The sequence below is a fragment of the Thauera sp. 2A1 genome, assembly GCF_009469595.2.
Classification (GTDB): Bacteria; Pseudomonadota; Gammaproteobacteria; order Burkholderiales; family Rhodocyclaceae; genus Thauera.
Window position 1 is genome coordinate 135,762 of sequence record NZ_SSXV01000005.1, and the last position, 18,527, is coordinate 154,288.

At 69.4% G+C, this 18,527-nt stretch carries 15 protein-coding genes; 11 read left to right on the forward strand and 4 right to left on the reverse strand.

The genetic code is table 11. From position 1 onward, the window contains the following. The first annotated feature begins 121 nt into the window (after positions 1-121). The 8 genes from GH664_RS06785 (at position 122) to GH664_RS06820 (ending at position 10,381) form a co-directional block, all read left to right on the forward strand. Positions 122-1,186, forward strand: a complete 1,065-nt coding sequence (locus GH664_RS06785; protein WP_153167288.1) for an HlyD family secretion protein — start codon at positions 122-124, stop codon at positions 1,184-1,186. Then, the gene (gene rbbA / locus GH664_RS06790) at positions 1,183-3,975 is read left to right on the forward strand and encodes a ribosome-associated ATPase/putative transporter RbbA (protein WP_153167289.1); all 2,793 of its coding nucleotides are present in this window, start codon (positions 1,183-1,185) and stop codon (positions 3,973-3,975) included. Before GH664_RS06785 ends, rbbA begins: the two co-directional genes overlap by 4 nt. A 15-nt stretch (positions 3,976-3,990) precedes the next feature. After that, complete coding sequence (locus tag GH664_RS06795) at positions 3,991-5,130, forward strand: ABC transporter permease (RefSeq protein WP_153167290.1); 1,140 nt, start codon at positions 3,991-3,993, stop codon at positions 5,128-5,130. Positions 5,131-5,174: 44 nt separating this feature from the next. Beyond that, positions 5,175-7,010 (forward strand): alpha/beta hydrolase, encoded by a 1,836-nt coding sequence (locus tag GH664_RS06800; protein WP_153167291.1) that lies wholly within the window; start codon positions 5,175-5,177, stop codon positions 7,008-7,010. A 3-nt stretch (positions 7,011-7,013) separates the two neighbouring features. Beyond that, positions 7,014-8,522: an AarF/UbiB family protein gene (locus GH664_RS06805; protein WP_153167292.1), complete on the forward strand. Its 1,509-nt coding sequence runs from the start codon at positions 7,014-7,016 to the stop codon at positions 8,520-8,522. Positions 8,523-8,578: 56 nt separating this feature from the next. Continuing rightward, positions 8,579-9,598 carry a Tim44 domain-containing protein gene (locus tag GH664_RS06810; RefSeq protein ID WP_194270341.1) on the forward strand — a complete coding sequence of 340 codons (1,020 nt, stop codon included), beginning with the start codon at positions 8,579-8,581 and terminating at the stop codon, positions 9,596-9,598. Between the two features lie 31 nt (positions 9,599-9,629). Continuing rightward, entirely contained in the window at positions 9,630-10,082 is a 453-nt protein-coding gene (locus GH664_RS06815; RefSeq protein WP_194270342.1) for a cytochrome c, read from the forward strand. A 74-nt stretch (positions 10,083-10,156) separates the two neighbouring features. Then, positions 10,157-10,381, forward strand: coding sequence for a hypothetical protein (locus GH664_RS06820; protein WP_153167294.1), 225 nt, complete (start codon positions 10,157-10,159; stop codon positions 10,379-10,381). 86 nt (positions 10,382-10,467) lie between these two features. Here GH664_RS06820 and GH664_RS06825 read toward each other — a convergent pair whose 3' ends face one another. The 3 genes from GH664_RS06825 to GH664_RS06835 all read right to left on the reverse strand — a co-directional run bounded on the left by GH664_RS06825 (position 10,468) and on the right by GH664_RS06835 (position 14,852). After that, positions 10,468-12,696 (reverse strand): EAL domain-containing protein, encoded by a 2,229-nt coding sequence (locus GH664_RS06825; protein ID WP_153167295.1) that lies wholly within the window; start codon positions 12,694-12,696, stop codon positions 10,468-10,470. Between the two features lie 138 nt (positions 12,697-12,834). Continuing rightward, positions 12,835-13,473 carry a response regulator transcription factor gene (locus GH664_RS06830; protein ID WP_153167296.1) on the reverse strand — a complete coding sequence of 213 codons (639 nt, stop codon included), beginning with the start codon at positions 13,471-13,473 and terminating at the stop codon, positions 12,835-12,837. A 2-nt stretch (positions 13,474-13,475) separates the two neighbouring features. After that, positions 13,476-14,852: a CHASE3 domain-containing protein gene (locus tag GH664_RS06835; protein WP_153167297.1), complete on the reverse strand. Its 1,377-nt coding sequence runs from the start codon at positions 14,850-14,852 to the stop codon at positions 13,476-13,478. A 289-nt stretch (positions 14,853-15,141) separates the two neighbouring features. Between GH664_RS06835 and GH664_RS06840 the strand changes: the two genes are divergently transcribed. The 3 genes from GH664_RS06840 to GH664_RS06850 all read left to right on the forward strand — a co-directional run bounded on the left by GH664_RS06840 (position 15,142) and on the right by GH664_RS06850 (position 17,248). Beyond that, positions 15,142-16,146: an SGNH/GDSL hydrolase family protein gene (locus tag GH664_RS06840; RefSeq protein WP_153167298.1), complete on the forward strand. Its 1,005-nt coding sequence runs from the start codon at positions 15,142-15,144 to the stop codon at positions 16,144-16,146. After that, positions 16,134-16,787 (forward strand): hypothetical protein, encoded by a 654-nt coding sequence (locus tag GH664_RS06845; RefSeq protein ID WP_153167299.1) that lies wholly within the window; start codon positions 16,134-16,136, stop codon positions 16,785-16,787. The genes GH664_RS06840 and GH664_RS06845 overlap by 13 nt, the downstream gene beginning before the upstream one ends. A gap of 86 nt (positions 16,788-16,873) precedes the next feature. After that, positions 16,874-17,248 (forward strand): hypothetical protein, encoded by a 375-nt coding sequence (locus tag GH664_RS06850; protein ID WP_153167300.1) that lies wholly within the window; start codon positions 16,874-16,876, stop codon positions 17,246-17,248. Between the two features lie 32 nt (positions 17,249-17,280). On the opposite strand, the gene GH664_RS06855 is transcribed toward GH664_RS06850, so the two are convergent. Beyond that, the gene (locus GH664_RS06855; protein ID WP_153167301.1) at positions 17,281-18,417 is read right to left on the reverse strand and encodes a hypothetical protein; all 1,137 of its coding nucleotides are present in this window, start codon (positions 18,415-18,417) and stop codon (positions 17,281-17,283) included. Positions 18,418-18,527: the final 110 nt, after the last annotated feature.

Sequence of the window (18,527 nt, forward strand, 5' to 3'; positions counted from 1 at the left end):
GGCAGTGAGCAGGCCTTGTCATTGCGGCAGGATGCCACATGCGCGCTTGCCTTGACAACAATATCCAACAAGTGTTGGAATGCTCGCAGACGTGGGTGTCGTACTACATCGGAATTCATCCATGAAACCCGAATTCAGGAACAGGCTGGCGGCCGCCGGCCTGGTGCTCGTGGTCGTCGCCGTGGCGGCATGGCAATGGCTCAGGCCGCCGGCCGACGACGGCAGTTTCGTGCAGGGTAATGGCCGCATCGAGGCCACCGAGGTGGACGTCGCCGCGAAGACCGCAGGCCGCGTCGCCGACATCCTCGTCAACGAGGGCGACTTCGTGCAGCAGGGCCAGGTGGTGGCGCGCATGGACACCAAGACGCTGGAATCCCAGCTCGCCCAGGCGAAGGCGGAAGTCGCCAACGCCCGCAGCGCGCGCGAGACCGCGCTCGCCCAGGTCGCGCAGCGCAGGGCCGATGTGGTGATGGCCGAATCCGTGCTGGTGCAGCGCCGCACCGAACTGGACGTGGCGCGCCGCACCAACGCGCGCTCGCAATCGCTGCTCAAGGATCACGCCATCTCCGACCAGCAGGCCGACAGCGACGGCGCGCGCGCGCGCAATGCGGAGGCCAACGTGACGGTGGCCCAGGCGCAGATCAGCGCCGCGAAGGCGGCACTCGCCGCCACCGAAGCGCAGGTCGCCCAGGCCGATGCCGGCATCGCCGCCGCCGAAGCGGTGGTGGCGCGGCTGCAGGCCGAGCTGGAGGATGGCACCCTGCGCGCGCCGCGCGGCGGCCGCGTGCAGTTCCGCGTGGTGCAGCCGGGCGAAGTGGTCGGCGGCGGCGGCAAGGTGGTGAGCCTGATCGACATCGGCGACGTCTACATGACCTTCTTCCTGCCCGAGATCGCCGCCGGCCGCGTCGCCCTCGGCAGCGAGGCGCGCATCGTGCTCGACGCGGCGCAGCACTACGTGATCCCGGCCAGGGTGTCCTATGTCGCCAGCGTCGCCCAATTCACGCCCAAGACGGTCGAAACCCGGAGCGAGCGCCAGAAGATGGTCTTCCGCGTGAAGGCGCGCATCGACCCCGAGCTGCTGGCGAAATACCCCGAACAGGTGAAGACCGGCCTGCCCGGCATGGCGCATGTGCGGCTCGCCGCCGACAAGGACTGGCCCGCCGCGCTGCAGGTGAGGCTGCCATGAGCGCCCGTGCCGACCTGCCGTCTGCCGCGGCGCCGGTGGTACGGCTGGCCGGCGTCGTGCATCGCTACGGCGACACGCGCGCGGCCGACGACGTCACGCTCGACATTCCCGCCGGCCGCATGATCGGCTTGATCGGCCCGGACGGCGTCGGCAAGTCCACCCTGCTGGGCCTGATCGCCGGCGCGCGGCGCATCCAGCAGGGCAGGGTGGAAGTGCTCGGCGGCGACATGGCCGGCGCCCGCCACCGCAGCGCGGTGTGCCCGCGCATCGCCTACATGCCGCAGGGCCTGGGCAAGAACCTCTACCCCACGCTGTCGGTGGTCGAGAACATCGACTTCTTCGGCCGCCTGTTCGGCCAGTCGCGCGCCGAGCGCACGCGCCGCATTGCCGAGCTGCTGCGTTCCACCGGCCTCGCCGGCTTCGAGGAGCGCCCCGCCAACAAGCTGTCGGGCGGCATGAAGCAGAAGCTGGGGTTGTGCTGCGCGCTGATCCACGACCCCGACCTGCTGATCCTCGACGAACCCACCACCGGCGTCGATCCGCTGTCGCGGCGCCAGTTCTGGGAGCTGATCGCGCGCATGCGCGCACGCCACCCCGGCATGAGCGTGCTGGTGGCCACCGCCTACATGGAGGAGGCCGAACAGTACGACTGGCTGGTCGCCATCGACAGCGGCCGCGTGCTCGCCACCGGCACGCCGGCGGAACTGCGCGCGCGCGGCGCCGGCGCGACGCTGGAAGACGCCTTCCTCGCGCTGCTGCCGGCCGAACGCCGCGCCGGCCACCAGCGCCTGGCGATCCCGCCGCTCACCGCCGGCGAAGTGGTGATCGAGGCCAGCAGGCTGCAGATGCGCTTCGGCGACTTCATCGCGGTGGACGACGTGAACCTGCAGGTGCGCCGCGGCGAGATCTTCGGCTTCCTCGGCTCCAACGGCTGCGGCAAGTCGACGACGATGAAGATGCTCACCGGCCTGCTGTCGCCCAGCCGCGGCGAAGCGCGCCTGCTGGGCGAAGTGCTGGACGCGCACAACATCGACACCCGCCGCCGCGTCGGCTACATGTCGCAGTCCTTCTCGCTGTACGGCGAGCTGTCGGTGCGCCGCAACCTGGCGCTGCATGCGCGCCTGTTCGACCTGCCGCCGGCCGAGGGCGAGGAACGCATCGCCGCCCTGGCCGCGCGCTTCGGCCTCGCCGCGGTGATGGACGCGCTGCCCGACGCGCTGCCGCTGGGCATCCGCCAGCGCCTGCAGCTTGCGGTGGCGGTGCTGCACCGGCCCGATGTGCTGATCCTCGACGAGCCCACCTCGGGCGTCGATCCGGTGGCGCGCGACCAGTTCTGGGCGTTGATCATCGACCTGTCGCGCCGCGACGGCGTGACGATCTTCATCACCACCCACTTCATGAACGAGGCGCAGCGCTGCGACCGCATCTCGCTGATGCACGCCGGCAAGATCCTCGCCAGCGACACACCCGCCGCGCTGGCGGCGGCGCGCGGCACCGACAGCCTGGAGGAGGCCTTCGTCGGCTACCTCGCCGAGGCGAGCGGCATCGAACTGGCGCCGCCGGCCGCTGCGGCCCGGCCGCAGTCCGACGCGCAATCGCAGGCCGGCGCCGCGGCAACCGAGGCCGCCCGCGCGCCGTCTGCCTCCATTTCGCCCTCCATCGCCCGCTTCAGCCTCGCCCGCCTGCTCAGCTTCAGCGCGCGCGAGGCGACCGAGCTGCGCCGCGACCCCTTCCGCCTGACGCTGGCCCTGCTCGGCAGCATCGTGCTGATGCTGGTGATGGGCTACGGCATCAGCACCGACGTCGAGAACCTGCGCTACGCGGTGCTCGACCTCGACCGCAGCGCCGCCAGCCAGTCGTACACGCTGCGCATCGCCGGCTCGCGCTATTTCTCCGAACAGGCGCCGCTGCAGAGCCATGCCGACATCGACCGCCGCATGCGCGCCGGCGAGCTGGCGATGGCGCTGGAGATCCCGCCCGGCTTCGGCCGCGACCTGGCGCGCGGCGCCGTGCCCCAGATCGGCGTGTGGCTCGACGGCGCGATGCCGATGCGTGCCGAAGTGGCGCGCGGCTACGTGCTCGGCCTGCATGCGCAGACGCTGGCCGAAGGTGTCGCCGAAGCCACCGGCAGCCGCCCCGCCGCGCTCGCCGACGTCGCCGTGCGCTACCGCTACAACCCGGAGATGCGCAGCATCGTCGCCATGGTGCCGGCGGTGATCCCGATGCTGCTGGTGTTCATCCCGGCCATGCTCACCGCGCTGGGCGTGGTGCGCGAAAAGGAGCTGGGCTCCATCCTCAACGTCTACACCACGCCGGTGACCAAGCTGGAGTTCCTGCTCGGCAAGCAACTGCCCTACATCGGCCTGTCGCTGATCAACTTCTCGCTGCTGTTCGTGCTCGCCATCACGCTGTTCGGCGTGCCTTTCAAGGGCAGCTTCGCCACCCTGTGCGCCGGCGCCCTGCTCTACGTGATCGCCACCACCGGCCTCGGGCTGTTGATGTCGACGGTCACCGACAGCCAGGTCGCGGCGATGGCCGGCACCTCCATCGGCACCCTGCTGCCCGCGATCCAGTTCTCCGGCATGCTCGACCCGGTGTCCTCGCTCGAAGGCTTGGCGGCCGTCGTGGGCCAGGCCTACCCGACCACCCACTTCCTCACCATCAGCCGCGGCACCTTCGCCAAGGCGCTGGATTTCGGCGACCTCGGCGCCTCCTTCCTGCCGCTGCTGCTCGCCATCCCGGTGCTGACGCTGGCCGCGGCCCTGCTGCTGAAGAAGCAGGCGCGCTGAGCCACGGAGACCGCCATGGGCGCACGCCGCAGCCTCTTCCACAACACCTGGCACCTGGGCATCAAGGAATTCCACAGCCTGCTGGGCGACTGGACGATGCTGTTCCTGATCGTGTTCATGTTCACCGTGTCGATCTACGCCGATGCCCGCGCGCGGCCGGAGAGCCTGCACCGCGCCTCGATCGCGGTGGTCGATGAAGACCGCTCGCAGCTTTCCGCCCGCATCGTCGCCGCGCTGCAGCCGCCGCAGTTCATCACGCCGGAACTCATCGCCCTGGCCGCGATCGACAAGGGCATGGACGCCGGACGCCACACCTTCGTGCTCGACATCCCGCCGGATTTCCAGCGCGACGTGCTGGCTGGCCGCGCGCCGACGCTGCAGCTCAACGTCGACGCCACGCGCCAGAGCCAGGCGCAGACCGGCACCGGCTACATCCAGTACATCGTCGACGACGAGATCCGCGCCTTCGTGCAGCGCTACCGCGGCCCGGCGCCGCAGCCGGTGCAGATCGTCGAACGCGCGCTGTTCAACCCCAACCTGAGCCAGGGCTGGTTCGCCGGCGTCACCGCGATCATCAACAACATCACCATGCTGGGCATCCTGCTCACCGGCGCCGCGCTGATCCGCGAACGCGAGCACGGCACCATCGAGCACCTGCTGGTGATGCCGGTGACGCCGCTGGAGATCATGCTGTCCAAGGTGTGGTCGATGGGCGTGGTGGTGCTGCTGGCGTCGTCGTTCTCGCTGCAGGTGGTGGTGAAGGGCCTGCTCGGCGCGGTGGTGCCGGGTTCGCCGGTGCTGTTCGGCCTCGGCACGCTGCTCTACCTGTTCGCCGCGGCCTCCATCGGCATCTACATGGGCACGCTGGCGCGCAACATGCCGCAGTTCGGCCTGATGTCCATCCTGCTGCTGTTGCCGCTGCAGATCCTGTCGGGTGCGCTGACGCCACGCGAAAGCATGCCCGAGCTGGTGCGCTGGCTGATGTCGCTCACCCCCACCACCCACTACGTCAGCCTGGCGCAGGGCGTGCTGTTCCGCGACGCCGGCATCGACGTCGTGTGGCCGCAGTTCCTGATGGTGGCGGCGATCGGCGGCGCCTTCTTCGCCCTCTCACACCACCGCCTGCGCCACACCATCGGCACGATGCAGGGCTGAGCCCGCACTGCAACCATCGATCGCCCATCGAGGAGAATCCCGTCATGACCCCACGCAAACCTGCCGCAAAGCCGACCGTGGCCGCCGCCCTGCCGGCGCGCACGACGACGGCCAGCCTGCCGGCGGTCGCCGAAGCCACCGTCTCGCCGCCCTTGCCCTCGCGCAATCCGCTGGACCAGAAGTTCCATGCCGCGATCGCGCGCACGACGATGTCGGTGTCGCCGATGTCGCTGCTGCTCGCCACCGTGGACTGGGCGGGCCACCTCGCCGGTTCGCCGGGCAAGCGCCTGGAACTGATCACGCTGGCGCAGGAGCATGCCCGTCGTCTCGTCGAATACGCCGGTCAACTGGCGCTGGCCTCCCCGGGCAACCCGGCCGAGCGCTGCGTCGAGCCGGTGCCGCAGGACCGCCGCTTTGCCGGCGAGGAATGGGAGCGCTGGCCGTTCAACCTGATGCACCAGTCCTTCCTGCTCGCCGAAGCCTGGTGGCAGGCGGCCACCACCGGCGTCGCCGGCGTGTCCTGCCACCACGAGCACGTCGTCTCATTTGCCGCACGCCAACTGCTCGACCTGTTCTCGCCCGGCAACTACCTGCCGACCAATCCCATCGTGCTGCGCCGCAGCTTCGAGACCGCCGGCATCAACCTGGTGCGCGGCGCGATGAACGCCGCCGAAGACCTGCAGCGCCTGGCGCTGGGCGACCCGCCGGCGGGTACGGAGAATTTCGTCGTCGGCCGCGAGGTGGCGGTGACGCCGGGCAAGGTGGTATTGCGCACGCCATTGATGGAGCTGATCCAGTATTCGCCCGCCACCGCGCAGGTCCATCCCGAGCCCATCCTGATCGTGCCGGCGTGGATCATGAAGTACTACATCCTCGACCTGTCGCCGCACAACTCGCTGGTGAAATACCTCGTCGGCCAAGGCCACACGGTGTTCTGCGTGTCGTGGAAGAACCCCGGCCCCGCCGAGCGCGACATGGGCATGGACGACTACCTGCAGCTCGGCTTCTTCGCCGCGCTGGACGCGATCAACGCCATCGTCCCCGGCCGCAAGGTGCATGCCGCGGGCTACTGCCTGGGCGGCACGCTGCTGGCGATCGCCAACGCCGCGATGGCGCGCGACGCCGACGACCGCCTGGCGACGATGACGCTGTTCACCGCGCAGACCGACTTCACCGAGCCGGGCGAGCTGGCGCTGTTCATCGACGAAGGCGAGGTCAGCCTGCTCGAGGCGCAGATGGAAGAGGTCGGCTACCTGACCGCCGGCCAGATGGCGGGCGCCTTCCAGTTGCTGCGCTCCTACGACCTGCTGTGGTCGCGCATGGTCGGCGAATACCTGATGGGCGAGCGCGCGCCGATGAACGACCTGATGGCCTGGAACGCCGACACCACGCGCATGCCGGCGCGCATGCACAGCCAGTACCTGCGCCAGCTCTTCCTCAACGACGCACTCAGCGAAGGCCGCTACCGCGTCGGCGGCCGCCCGGTGGCGCTTTCCGACATCGACACGCCGGTGTTCGCCGTCGCCACCCTCACTGACCACGTCGCGCCGTGGCGCTCGGTGCACAAGCTGCACTACCTGCTGCCGTCCGAGATCCACTTCGTGCTCACCAACGGTGGCCACAACGCCGGCATCGTCAGCGAGCCGGGACGGCCGCGCCGCCACTACCAGTCGCTGACGCGGGAAGCAGGCGGCAACTACATCCCGCCCGACGACTGGCTGGCGCTGGCGCCGCAGCACGAAGGCTCGTGGTGGCCGGAATGGTCGGCCTGGCTCACCGCGCGCTCGGGCATGCCCGTTCCGCCGCCGGAAGCGGGCGCAGCCGAACTGGGCTACCCGGTGCTGTGCGATGCGCCGGGAACCTACGTGCTGGAGAAATAGCAGGTGGACAAGGCAATCGGCGATACCGCCATCGACTACCAGGCGCTGTTCGAATCCATCGGCGTGCATGCGCTGATTCCCGCCTCGCTCGCGCCGTGGCGGCCCTTGCTGGTGGAGGCGCTGGCCTTCTTCCTCGACCACCTGCCCGAGGCACGCCTGTCGGCCCTGCTGGCCGGGCAGTTCGCGCTGGACGCCGACACCTCCGCGCCGGCACGCGCCGCCGCCCTGCTCGCGCACTGCCCGACGCTGCACAAGCTGGGGCAGGTGGTGGCGCGGCATCACGAGCTCGACGCCGCCCTGCGCCAGCATCTGCAGCAACTGGAATCCATGCCCTCGACCCTGCCGGTGGCGCCGATCGTGAAGCGACTCCGCACGCAGTTCGCCGACGCGGCCAGCCTGCGCATCGCCGACACCGCGCTGGCCGAGGGCAGCGTCGCCGTCGTGCTGCCCTTCACCTGGCGCGAGGAGGGCCGGCTGCGCGACGGCGTGTTCAAGGTACTCAAGCCCGCGGTCGCCCGACACCTCGCGCAGGAGCTTGCGGTGCTGCCGGCACTGGCCGACTTCCTCGCCGCGCGCGGTGCGCGGCTGGGGCTGCCGGCCATCGACTACCACGGCCACCTCGCCAGCGTGCAGCAACTGCTGACGCAGGAGATCCGGCTCGACGTCGAGCAGGCCAACATGCGCGCCGCCGCCGCGCAGATGTCCCGCGACGGCGCCGTCTTCGTGCCCCGGCTACTTCCGTGGTGCGGCCCCGGGGTCACCTCGATGGAGCGCGTACATGGCAGCCGAGTGAACGACGCCGAGCTGTCTCGTGCGCAAGGCGGAGCACTCGCGCGCGAGATGATCGCCGCGCTGCTGGCGCGCCCGTTCTGGTCGCAGGCTGACCCGGCGATATTCCACGGCGACCTGCACGGCGGCAACCTGCTGCTGGCCGAAGACGGGCGCCTGGCGGTGCTCGACTGGAGCCTGACCGCCCGTCTCGCCAAGGCCGAGCGCGAGGCGATCGTCGCCATCGCTCTGGGCGCGCTGACCTTGGACCAAAGGCAGATCATCGACGGACTCGCCCGGCTGGGCCTGCGCGACGCGCACTGCGCACAGCGCGTGCAGACGGTATCGGACGCGCTCGACGCCCTGGTGCGCAGCGGACCGCCCGTCGGTTTCGACTGGCTGGTGGGCCTGATCGACCGCCTCGCGCTGCAGAGCGCCGGGGGCTTCGGCGCGCAACTGGCGGTGTTCCGCAAGAGCTGGCTGTCGCTCGCCGGCGTGCTGCGCGACCTCGATGCCGACACTGCGCCCGATCTGCCGCTGTTCGGTGTCGGCCTGCAGCGCCTCCTCGCCGAGTTGCCGGCGCGCCTCGTTGCGCCGGCCGATTCGCGCGCGTTCGCGACCCATGTGTCGACCGTCGACCTGATCGCTCTCGCCGGCGCCGCCTGGCCCGCCAGCCTGCGCTACTGGTCGCGCCTGCTGGCAACCGCCCGAGCGGCGCCACTGCCTGTCTTAAGTCTGCGTTAAGGCAGCCCCGTCTAGAGTCGCCCGCACAAAACACTCTACGGATGCAGCGGGGACACATGGACATCAAGGATCTTTCGCGCCGGGCAGGCCGCGGCGTCGTGCTGGCGACCCTCGCCATGGTGCTGATCGGACAGCCGCTCGTCAGCGAAGCCAAGCTTGGCAGTAGCAGCCGGAGTTCCGCTTACGGCGCGCCGTCATCGAGCATCGGTAGCGCATCGTCATCGCGCCTCGGCGCTGGCGGCAGCATGGGGATGAGCCGTCCCGACGTGATGGCGAAGGCGCGCGGCGGCGCGGCGGACGGATTCGACGCTGGCCGGCCGGGCGCCGGTGCGCCTGCCCCGACCGCGCCCGCTCCGGCGACGGCACGCAGCGGCCCTGGCTGGGGAACGGTCGCCGGCGCTGCCGCAGCCGGCGCCGCGGCCGGCTACCTGCTCGGCAACCACGGCGCCGCGCCTGCAAACGCTTCGGCCTATGGCGGGAACGGTGGCGGCGTGGCGGCCGGCGGCAATGGCTACGGCGTGCTGCCGCAGCAGCCGCCGGCGAGCGGTTTCGGCTTCACCTCGCTCCTCGTACTGCTGATGATGGCGGGCACGGCCTACTGGGCGCTGCGCCGCTATCAGGCCGCGCGGCGCGGCGAACTGGCCAGGGTCGGCACGCTCGAATCGGCGGTGCAGCCTCTCGAGCGGCGTCAGGAACCCTCCATCGGCGCGACGCACGCACTGCCGTCGGCGGACGCCGCGACCGAGCGCATGGCGCTGCAGCTCTTCAATGAACTGCAGGACGCCAACAACCGCGGCGACCTCGCACTGCTGCGCAGCCGGGTGGAAGAGCCGCTGCTGGGGCAGATCGAAGCCGACATCGCGCAGCGCGGTGGCCCCGGCCGCACCAGCGCGGTGTCGATGCAGGCACGCATCATCGATGCCACCGACGACGGCGCGCGGCGCCTGGTCTCGGTGCGCTACAGCGGCCTCATCGCGGAAGGCAGGGATGCGCCTCCCGAACCGCTCGACGAAGTCTGGCATTTCATCGACGACCGCCAGGGCCACTGGCGCCTGGCCGGCATCGAGCAGGTCTGAATCCACCCCTTGCCACGCGCCAGGAGCCCCGATGCGCCCCTCCCGTCTCATCACCGCAGCCTGCATTCTGGCGATCGGCACCGGCCTGGCCGGCTGCGACCGGCTGGACCCCAACTCCCCGCTCGCGCAACGCCGCAAGGTGTTCAGGGAAATGACCAAGACGCGCGAGCGTCTGCTGGCCTTCGCCAAGGGCAAGGAGCGCTTCAACGCCGAAACGGCCCTCCATGACGCGCAGCAGCTTCAGGCCCTCGCGCAGCAGCCGTGGCAGTTCTTCCCGGAGGTCATGCAGGCCGACGCTGTCGGCCACGCGAAGGACTCGGTCTGGCAGGAACCGGAGAAGTTCAAGCGCCTCGCCCATGCGCTCGAGGATGCGACCGGTGCTCTCGCCACCACTGCGCAGGAGCGTTCGCTCGACACGCTGAAGCCTGCCGTCTTCCGCGTCGAGAAGGCCTGCAGCAACTGCCACGAAGAGTTTCGCCAATAGACGCCCCGCAGCGCCCTGCATGCAGCAGGTGCCGAATTCTTCATCTCGCTTCCCCAACTCGCGAGCGCCTGTCGGTGTATCGGGTCGCCATCGGCAATCCTTCGCCCGCGGTAGGTTTCTTCAGCGGCGTGCCTGGCGTCGAGCGCATCGGCTCCGATGTGGTGCTGAGTCACCTGCGCAGCGTGGCGACACGACTGCGCTGGGACGAAACGCTGCACAACCAGTTGGCGACGATGCGCATGGTGTTCATGCCCATCATCAACCCCGGCGGGCTCAGCCTGGGCACGCGCGCCGGGTAAGGCAGCCTATCCTGCCGCAGCGCTTCGTGCCACCCCCCAGACCGTACTCGCGGGTGCCGTGCGCATCGGTCTTGCGCGTACCCGACTCACGACACGCTGCTAGGCAGGCGTTCCGTCGCGCTGCTTCCGTGCGACGCGCCGGGCGCTTGCAGCCAGCGCGTGATCCCGTCGACATCGGTCGGGCGACAGTACAGGTAGCCCTGCGCGTCTTGGCAACCGAGGACGCTGAGCGCGACATTCTGGTCGGCCTGCTCCACGCCCTCGGCCACCGTGCGCAGGCCCAGGCTGTGTGCCATCGTCAGGATGGCCTCGACGATGGCCAGGTCCTGCCGGTTCCAGGTCAGCTCGGCAATGAAGCTTCGGTCGATCTTCAGCGCCGAGATCGGCAGCCTGCGCAACAGGGTCAGGGACGAATAGCCGACGCCGAAATCATCGACGGCAATCGACACGCCCATGCGCCGCAGGGATTGCAACAAGCCGTTGGCGGCAGGGCCGTCGGCAGTCAGCGCGCTCTCGGTGAGCTCGACTTCGAGGCACTCGGCCGGCAGGTCGTGGCGTTGCAGCGCGGCGGCGATTTCGTCGATCAGCTCGGAACGCAACTGCATCGGTGACACGTTGACCGCAATGCGCGGCACCTCCAGGCCCTGCCGGCGCCAGGCGGCCATCTGCGCCAGCGCCAGATTCAGCACCCGCAGGCCGAGTTCCCAGATCAGCCCGGTTTCCTCCGCCAGCGGGATGAAGCGGGCCGGCGACATGAGGCCGTTGCGCGGATGCTTCCATCGCACCAGCGCCTCGACCGCATTCATCCGCTGGTCGGCCAGGCGCAGTTGGGGTTGATAGTGCAGTTCGAACTGGCCCAGTTCAATTGCGGTGCGCAGCTCCGATTCCAGCGTCACGCGCTCGACCGCCCTGTCGTTCATCTGCTCGGCGAAAAGCTGGCTTCGGTTGCCACCGGCCTCCTTGGCCGCATACATGGCGAGGTCGGCATGCCGCAGCAGCGCTTCTTCGGTGTGACCCTGCTGCGGATAGGTGGCCAGGCCGACACTGCAGCCGACGCGGATGCAGTGCCCCTCCAGCCGGAGAGGGCGCAGCACCGCCTCGATGATCTTGTCGGCCACGACCTGGGCATCTTCCACCCGGCGCAGCGAAGGCAGGATCACGGCGAACTCGTCGCCGCCGAGCCGCGCCACCGTGTCGGAGTCGCGGATCACGCCGGTCAGGCGCGCCGCCATCTCCTGCAGCAGGGCATCGCCGACGTCGTGGCCGAGGGTGTCGTTGATCCACTTGAAGCGGTCAAGATCCATGAACAGCACACCGAGCAGACTGCCGTCGCGGTGCGCGGCCTTGATCCCCTGGCGCAGACGGTCCATCAGCGCCGCCCGGTTGGGAAGGCCGGTCAGCGCATCGCGCGTGGCGAGGTGCATGATGCGCGCTTCCGCCTCGTGGCGCCGCGCCACCTCCGCCTCGAGCGCGAGGACGCGCTGGCGCAGCTCGATCTCGGTCACCACGCTGCGCGCCAGCACCGCCAGCGCGCGCCGCTGGACATCGTCCAGCCGCCGCGGCGTGCGATCGATCACACACAGCGTGCCGATCACTTCGCCCCCGGGCATGACCAGCGGCATGCCGGCGTAGAAGCGGATGCCCGGCTCGCCGCGCACCAGCGGATTGTCGGCAAACCGGGGGTCGAGGGCGGCATCCTCGACCTCGAACAGGCTGTCACGCAGCAAGGCATGGCCACAGAACGAAATCGAGCGCGATGTTTCGGTGACCTCGCTACCGACACGCGCCTTGAACCATTGGCGTCGATCGTCGACCAGACTGATCAGGGCGATCGGTGTCCGCGCGATGTCGGCAGCCATCCGGCTGAGCGCGTCGAAGCTCTCTTCGGTCGGCGTGTCGATCACGCGCAGCTCCCTGAGCTTGCGCAGGCGTTCCGGCTCTGTCGTCGGCAGCGGCGGCATCCAGCTCGCGATCTGGGCGAGCAGCGCATTCAGATCGGCACACTTGTCCAGGTAGGCATCGGCCCCGGCCGCAATGCACAGGGCCTCGTAGGGATCGGCCGGTTGATTGCTCAGCACCACCAGACGCGGTGCGAAGCCCGGCAGCGCGCGCAGGCGCTTCAGCAGCTTCAGGCCGCTGCCCGGGCTGAGGGCCAGATCGAGCAGCACCAGATCCGGCCGCCGTGCGGTGACGAGCTGGTAGGCCTCGTCCTCTCCCGCCGCATGGCCGATCACCGACAGGCCGGGCTGCGCACCGAGCATTTCGATCAGTTTGTCCCGCACGAGGGCGGAGTCTTCGACGACGACGATACGCATGGCGGCAATTCCTGGACGACCCGAGTGCCGCCATGATCGCCGGCAAGCCGCCAGGCCCATATCGGCGGCGGCTGCACCGTGTCGTCGGCAAGATGCCGATCCGGATGTAGGCGAATCACCTACCCGGGCATTGCGCCATCAGGACAGATCGATCAGGCCGCGCGACGCGCAGTAGCGCGCGATCTCCGCGGTGTTGGCGAGTCCGGTCTTGTCGATGATGCGACTGCGGTAGGTCCCCACCGTCTTCACCGACAGGTGCATCACGTCGGCGATCTCGCTCGCGCTCTTTCCCGCCGCGATCAGCAGCATCACCCGGTGCTCCTGCGGCGACAGCGTCTCGTGTGGCGCCCGCGTCCCACCCTGATTGGTCAACAGGTCCGCCAGCCGGGCGGCAAGGTCGCTGCTGATGTAGCGGCCGCCGCCGCACACGCGATCGATCGCGGTGACCAGCTCGCTGGTCGCATGCTCCTTGGTCAGGTAGCCGGCGGCACCGAGTTGCAGCGCCTGCGTCGCGTAGGCCGCCTCGCCATGCATGCTCAACACCAGCACCGGCAATGCGGGCGCGGCGCGCCGAAGCTGGGCCAGACCCTCGAGGCCAACGGCGTCAGGCAGCGACAGGTCCAGCACCGCGACCTGCCACGCTTGCCCCCGTGCCAAGTGCAGCGCCTGCAGAAGATTTTCCGCTTCCCCGATGTCGGCCTCCGGCCAGCGCCGCTCGACGAGCTGGCGCACTCCGAAACGCATCACCGGATGGTCGTCGACGATCAGGATCCGCATCCCTACGCGCCCTCCTTGTCTGCCAGCGGCAGCATGACCTCGACACGCAGGCCACCGCTCCGACCCGTGCCCAGTGCCAGCTCACCCCCCGCCAGCAACGCACGCTCGCGCATGCTGATGAGGCCGTGCGAAGTCGACGCATCGGGGTCGAGGCCGCGCCCGTCATCCTCGATCGAAAGTCGAAAGCGATCGCCACGGGCCTCGCCCTCGATCCACACCCGGCTGGCCCCGGCGTGGCGTGCCACATTCGTCAGCGCCTCCTGCACGATGCGGAAAAGCTGGATGGACTGATCGGCCCCCAGGCGCTCGCCGTCGCTGATGTCCACCTTGCACTGCACGCCGGCCTGTTCGCCGAACTGGCGCCCGGCATGCACGAGCGCCGCGCCGAGGCCGAGATCGTCGAGCAGCGGCGGGCGTAACGCGCTGGCGATACGGCGCGCCGTCGCGATGCCTTCGCCGATCAAGCCGCCGATGCGCTCGAGATCCTGGGCACGCCCGGGAACGCCTTGCAGGGCCTGGTGAACCAGCATGTTCGTCGCCGTGAAGACCTGCCCCAACTGGTCGTGCACCTCGCGTGCGAGGCGCCGCCGTTCAGCCTCGATGCCGCGGTCGAGGTGGAGCGCGAAGGCCCCGATCTCGTCACGCGCCTGCTGCAGCTCCGCGGTACGGCTGGCCACCGCTTCCTCCAGGCGTGCATTGGCCTCGCGCAGGGCTCCTTCCGCACGCAAGCGACGCACCTGCTCGCGATGCAACAGGCCATAGGCCGCGATGATCAGGAAGGCGCCGGTCGCCGTCAGCAGCACCGAGGTCAGCAACGCCCGCTTCATCGTCACGCCCACGAGGCGGTTGCGAGCGTCGATCTCGTCGCGCAGACGTGTCTCAATCGATTGAAAGCGCGAACGGATCAGCTCCATCGTCGCGCGTCCCTCGTCGAGCAGCTCGTTCCGCCCCGTCGTCACCTCGGCCTCACCTTGCGGAAACATGCTGATGTTGCGCGCAGCGATCGCCACCCGACGCATGACCAGTGGCTGCAGTTCCTCGCGCAGCGCATCGACCCCCGCCAGACCGGAAGAAACTTCGCGAAAACGTTCGAGCGCCGGATCGAGGCCGGCAACCCCGTCCCGGAACGTACTCAGATAGCTCTCGTTGCGGGTCAAGAGGAAACCGCGCTGCCCGGTCTCGACATCCTTGAGCAGCGACAGCACGACGGTCGCCTGCAGCAGGCTCATGCGCGCCCTGGCGCGCATCGCCGTTTCGTCCTCCAGTTCGCGCAGGCTGGAATGGCTCGACCAGGCCAGCACTGCGAACAGCACGAGACCGCCAGCCAGCAACAGCACGGCTGCAAACGGATTCCATTTGTGGGTGGGCGTTTCAGCCATCGACGCGGCACTCGACGAGGATCGGATTGAAGCGGCAACGGACCGCGGCAGGCAGACGCATGCCGCGATGCATTTGGCACGCCCACATCATAGCCAATTCGACCGGCATGCTGGCGCGATCGGGGACGTCCGCACCGGCCCGTGTCCATTGAACACGCCACCCGAACCCGCATGGGAAGGCGGCCGGCCGGCGTGCGTGATGCCCGCCGCGTGCGCTACATTTGCATCGGATACGCCGCGCCATGTCCACGCAGGCGAACCGACGGGAGCCCTACCGATGAAATCAGCAATGAAGTTCCTCCTCTCTTGCTGTGCCACCTTGCTGCTGACCGCGCATGCCGCGGCCATGCCTTACAGCGGTCTGTACGTGTTCGGTGACAGCCTGTCGGACGCCGGCAAAAATCCGTCGGCCGTCAGCAGCATCTACAAGCTGCTCGGCGGAAACTGCGATCCGGGACATCCCTGCCCGCCCTATGTGGACGGGCATTTCACCAATGGCCAGACCGCCGCCGAATACCTCGCCTCCGCGATCCTGCCCGGGGGCGCCACGCCGGCGAACTTCTTCAGCTTCGCTGTTTCCGGCTCGACGACCGGCATCGGCAACTACGGCGACGGCGGCACGGCAACGAGCGCCGGCGGCTTCGGCCTGCCAGGCATGGCCCAGCAGCTTGCCGCCTACGCCTCGCTCGCACCCGGCGGCTTCGCCGACCCCACGGCGCTGTATTTCGTGTGGGGCGGCGCCAACGATTTCCTGACCGCGGATTCGCCCGTCACCGCGGCGCAGAACGTCGCGCAATACGCCGCTGCGCTGGCCGCGATGGGCGCACATGACATCCTGGTGCCGAATCTGCCAGACCTGTCGCTGACCCCTTTCGGACAGCTTCCCGGCCTGCAGGCACCGGCACAGGCGTTCTCGACGCTCTTCAACAGCACTCTGGCTTCGCTTCTGTCGGTGCTGGATGCCTCCTCACCGGCGCGAATCATCCAGTTCGACACCTTCGCGTTCCTGAACGACGTCGTCGCCCATCCTGGCGCATTCGGCTTCACCAACGCGACGGACGGCTGCCTGCTGTCGGGGCCGGCGTGCTCCGATCCTGCCGCATTCGTGTTCTGGGACGACTTCCATCCGACGACCGCCGCGCACGCGGTGATCGCCGCCGCCTTCGCGCGTGCGGTGCCCGAGCCGGGAAGCCTGCCGCTGCTGGCGCTGATGCTCGCTGTCCTGGCCGCCTGCCGGCTCGGGCGTGTGCGGCAGGGCCGGGCCGCGCGAGGCCCCTCGCCGTGCGCCGCCTGACGCGCGAACTGCGGCGCGAGACCTGCTTCCACGAGGCCGGTCACGCGGTGGCCTTCGCGCTCGGCGGCGTGCCGGTTCTGAAGCTGGCAGTCGCGCCCGAGGGCGCCGAGAGCTGGCGCACCGACATCCGCACCGGGCGCTGCTGCAGCGACCTGTGGGGCCTGTGCGAGAAGGCCGACCTGGTCTTTCCGCGGCCCTTCCTGCGCTGGCTCGGCAGCGAAGGCGCGCTGCACCCGGACGGCCAGGGCTTCGACGACGTCCTCGCCACACCAGTCGGCCAGGCGCAGCTCGACGGCTTCTCCGCCTCGCACCGCCGCGAGATCCGCGCCCATGTGGTCGGCCTGCTGGGCGGACCGATCGCCGAACAGATGTGCCGCGGCGAGGCACACGACCTGCACCACAGGACGGACCTCGGCGACGTCGCGCGGGCGCTGCGCCTCAGCCGGCTGCTCAGCGCGCGCGATGCCTTCACCACCGCGCTCGACCAGGCGATCGACGCCTTGCGCGAGCCGCAAACCTGGAATTGCGTGGTGCAGCTCGCCGAGGCCCTGGAACGCCACGGTGAGCTGCGTGACGGGCTGCGTGCCTTGCTGCCGCCCGCCATCCCCGACTGGCCCTTGCCCGACGCCGCGCATCCGTAGCACGCCTTGCACCGCATCGCGATGCTGTTGCCCTCGCATGCCGCGCGGCTTACATTCGTGCCTCGCCCGATCTGATGGAGTTGCTCGTGGATTCGTACTGGAACGCGCCGCTGTACAAGGACCTCGGCCTCGACAAGGACAGCTACGAGCTGGCCGAGCCGCAGGAGCCAGAGCATGTCAGTGGCGTCACCGTGGTCGAAGTGCGCTCGGAAGGCGCTTGCTACCGTGGCTCCTACGTGCACGGCCTGTACGCCGTCGCCGATCCGGATCTGACCGAACTGCCGAAGCGGGGCGATGCCCTCGTGCCGGTGTTCTGCCGCTGGTTCGGCGGCCGCGAAGAGGACGGTGCACCCGTGTTCCGGATCGACGCGGCCAAGGCGAAGCTGATCCGCAACTACACCGGCTACGTGATCACGAACCTGGCCGAATTCCGCATGAAGCCGGATTCACGCTCGCGCTAGCCGCGGCAGACACGGCACCTTCAGCGCCTCGCTCAGTCGCCCTTCAGATCCAGGATCGCACGCACGATCTTGCGCCGGCCCACGGCGCGCCGCGCCAGGTTCTCGCTCTCGCCGGTCGCTTCCAGCCACTCGACGAGGCGCGTGAGGGCGTTGCGGGTGGTGGTCGGATCGCGGCAGTTGGCAAGGAAGATCATCTGGATCTTCTGCACCGGGTCGGACACGTAGATGCCGAAAGGCGCCGCGACGATGGTCGCGTCGGGGAAGCCCAACTGGCGCATCGCCTGCGTCTCGGTCACGTTCTTCAGGCAGGCAACCAGGTGCAGCGGCCCGGCCGGCCTCTCGCGGCGCCTGACCACCTTGCCGAGGATCAGGTGATCCTGCAGGAAGGGCTGACCCACCATCTCGCGCGCGGCGGCAACGCCGAAAGCCCCTGGCAGGCCATGGCAGATCGTCAGCAGCGCGGTGCCGGCCCGGGCCCATAACCAGCCGCCGCCGAATTCCACTGCGCCGAACTCGGCAAGACCACGGCCCAGCGCTTCCTGCATCGCCTGCTTCCGATGCGCAAAATCCAGCCGACTCCAGTCGAGCGGCGTACCGTAGGCGAAGCGGCCCTTGCGCACCTCGCGTCCGCCCAGCTTCACCAGGCCGGCGACCGCCTCGCGCAGAGCCTCCCGGCTGCGGGCGACGATCTCGTCGGCATCGGCTGTCGCCGACGAAGTGGGATTGAGTTCGCCGAACCAGGTCTGGAAGCTCGCATCGCGGGCGAGTTCCGCCTTGTCCTTGGGCACGCCCTGCACATCGATGATGCGCACCACCTTGAGCCGCGCGGGTCCATCGTTCCATGCCTGCTGGAACTCGGCATGGCACACGCCGATGCCCCCGGCCGGCGCCCAGCCCGCCTCGCCGGTGTACAGCGCCAGCACGATGTCGGCCTTGCGCACTTCCTCGAGCGACTTCTCCCATGCGGTCTCGAGGTCGCCCTGGGCTTGATCGGGCGCATTGTCCGAAATCCACACCTCGAACAGCGGTTCACCGCACAGCGTCTCGACGCTCAGTTCGCGCTGCAGCCGCTTGCGCACCTCGGTCATCGAGATGCGCCCGTCGCCCTGCCGCACCGTGGACGCGCAGCGGCTCGAGATCATCACCCGGATCTTGCGGAAATCTGCCATTGGATAGGCCTCACGAGCGCGACCCGGCCATCTTCGAGCCAGGGCAGCAAGCCAAGCGAAAAAGGCCGGCGAACCGGTTTCCGGTTCGCCGGCCTTTGCCGACAGTTGCG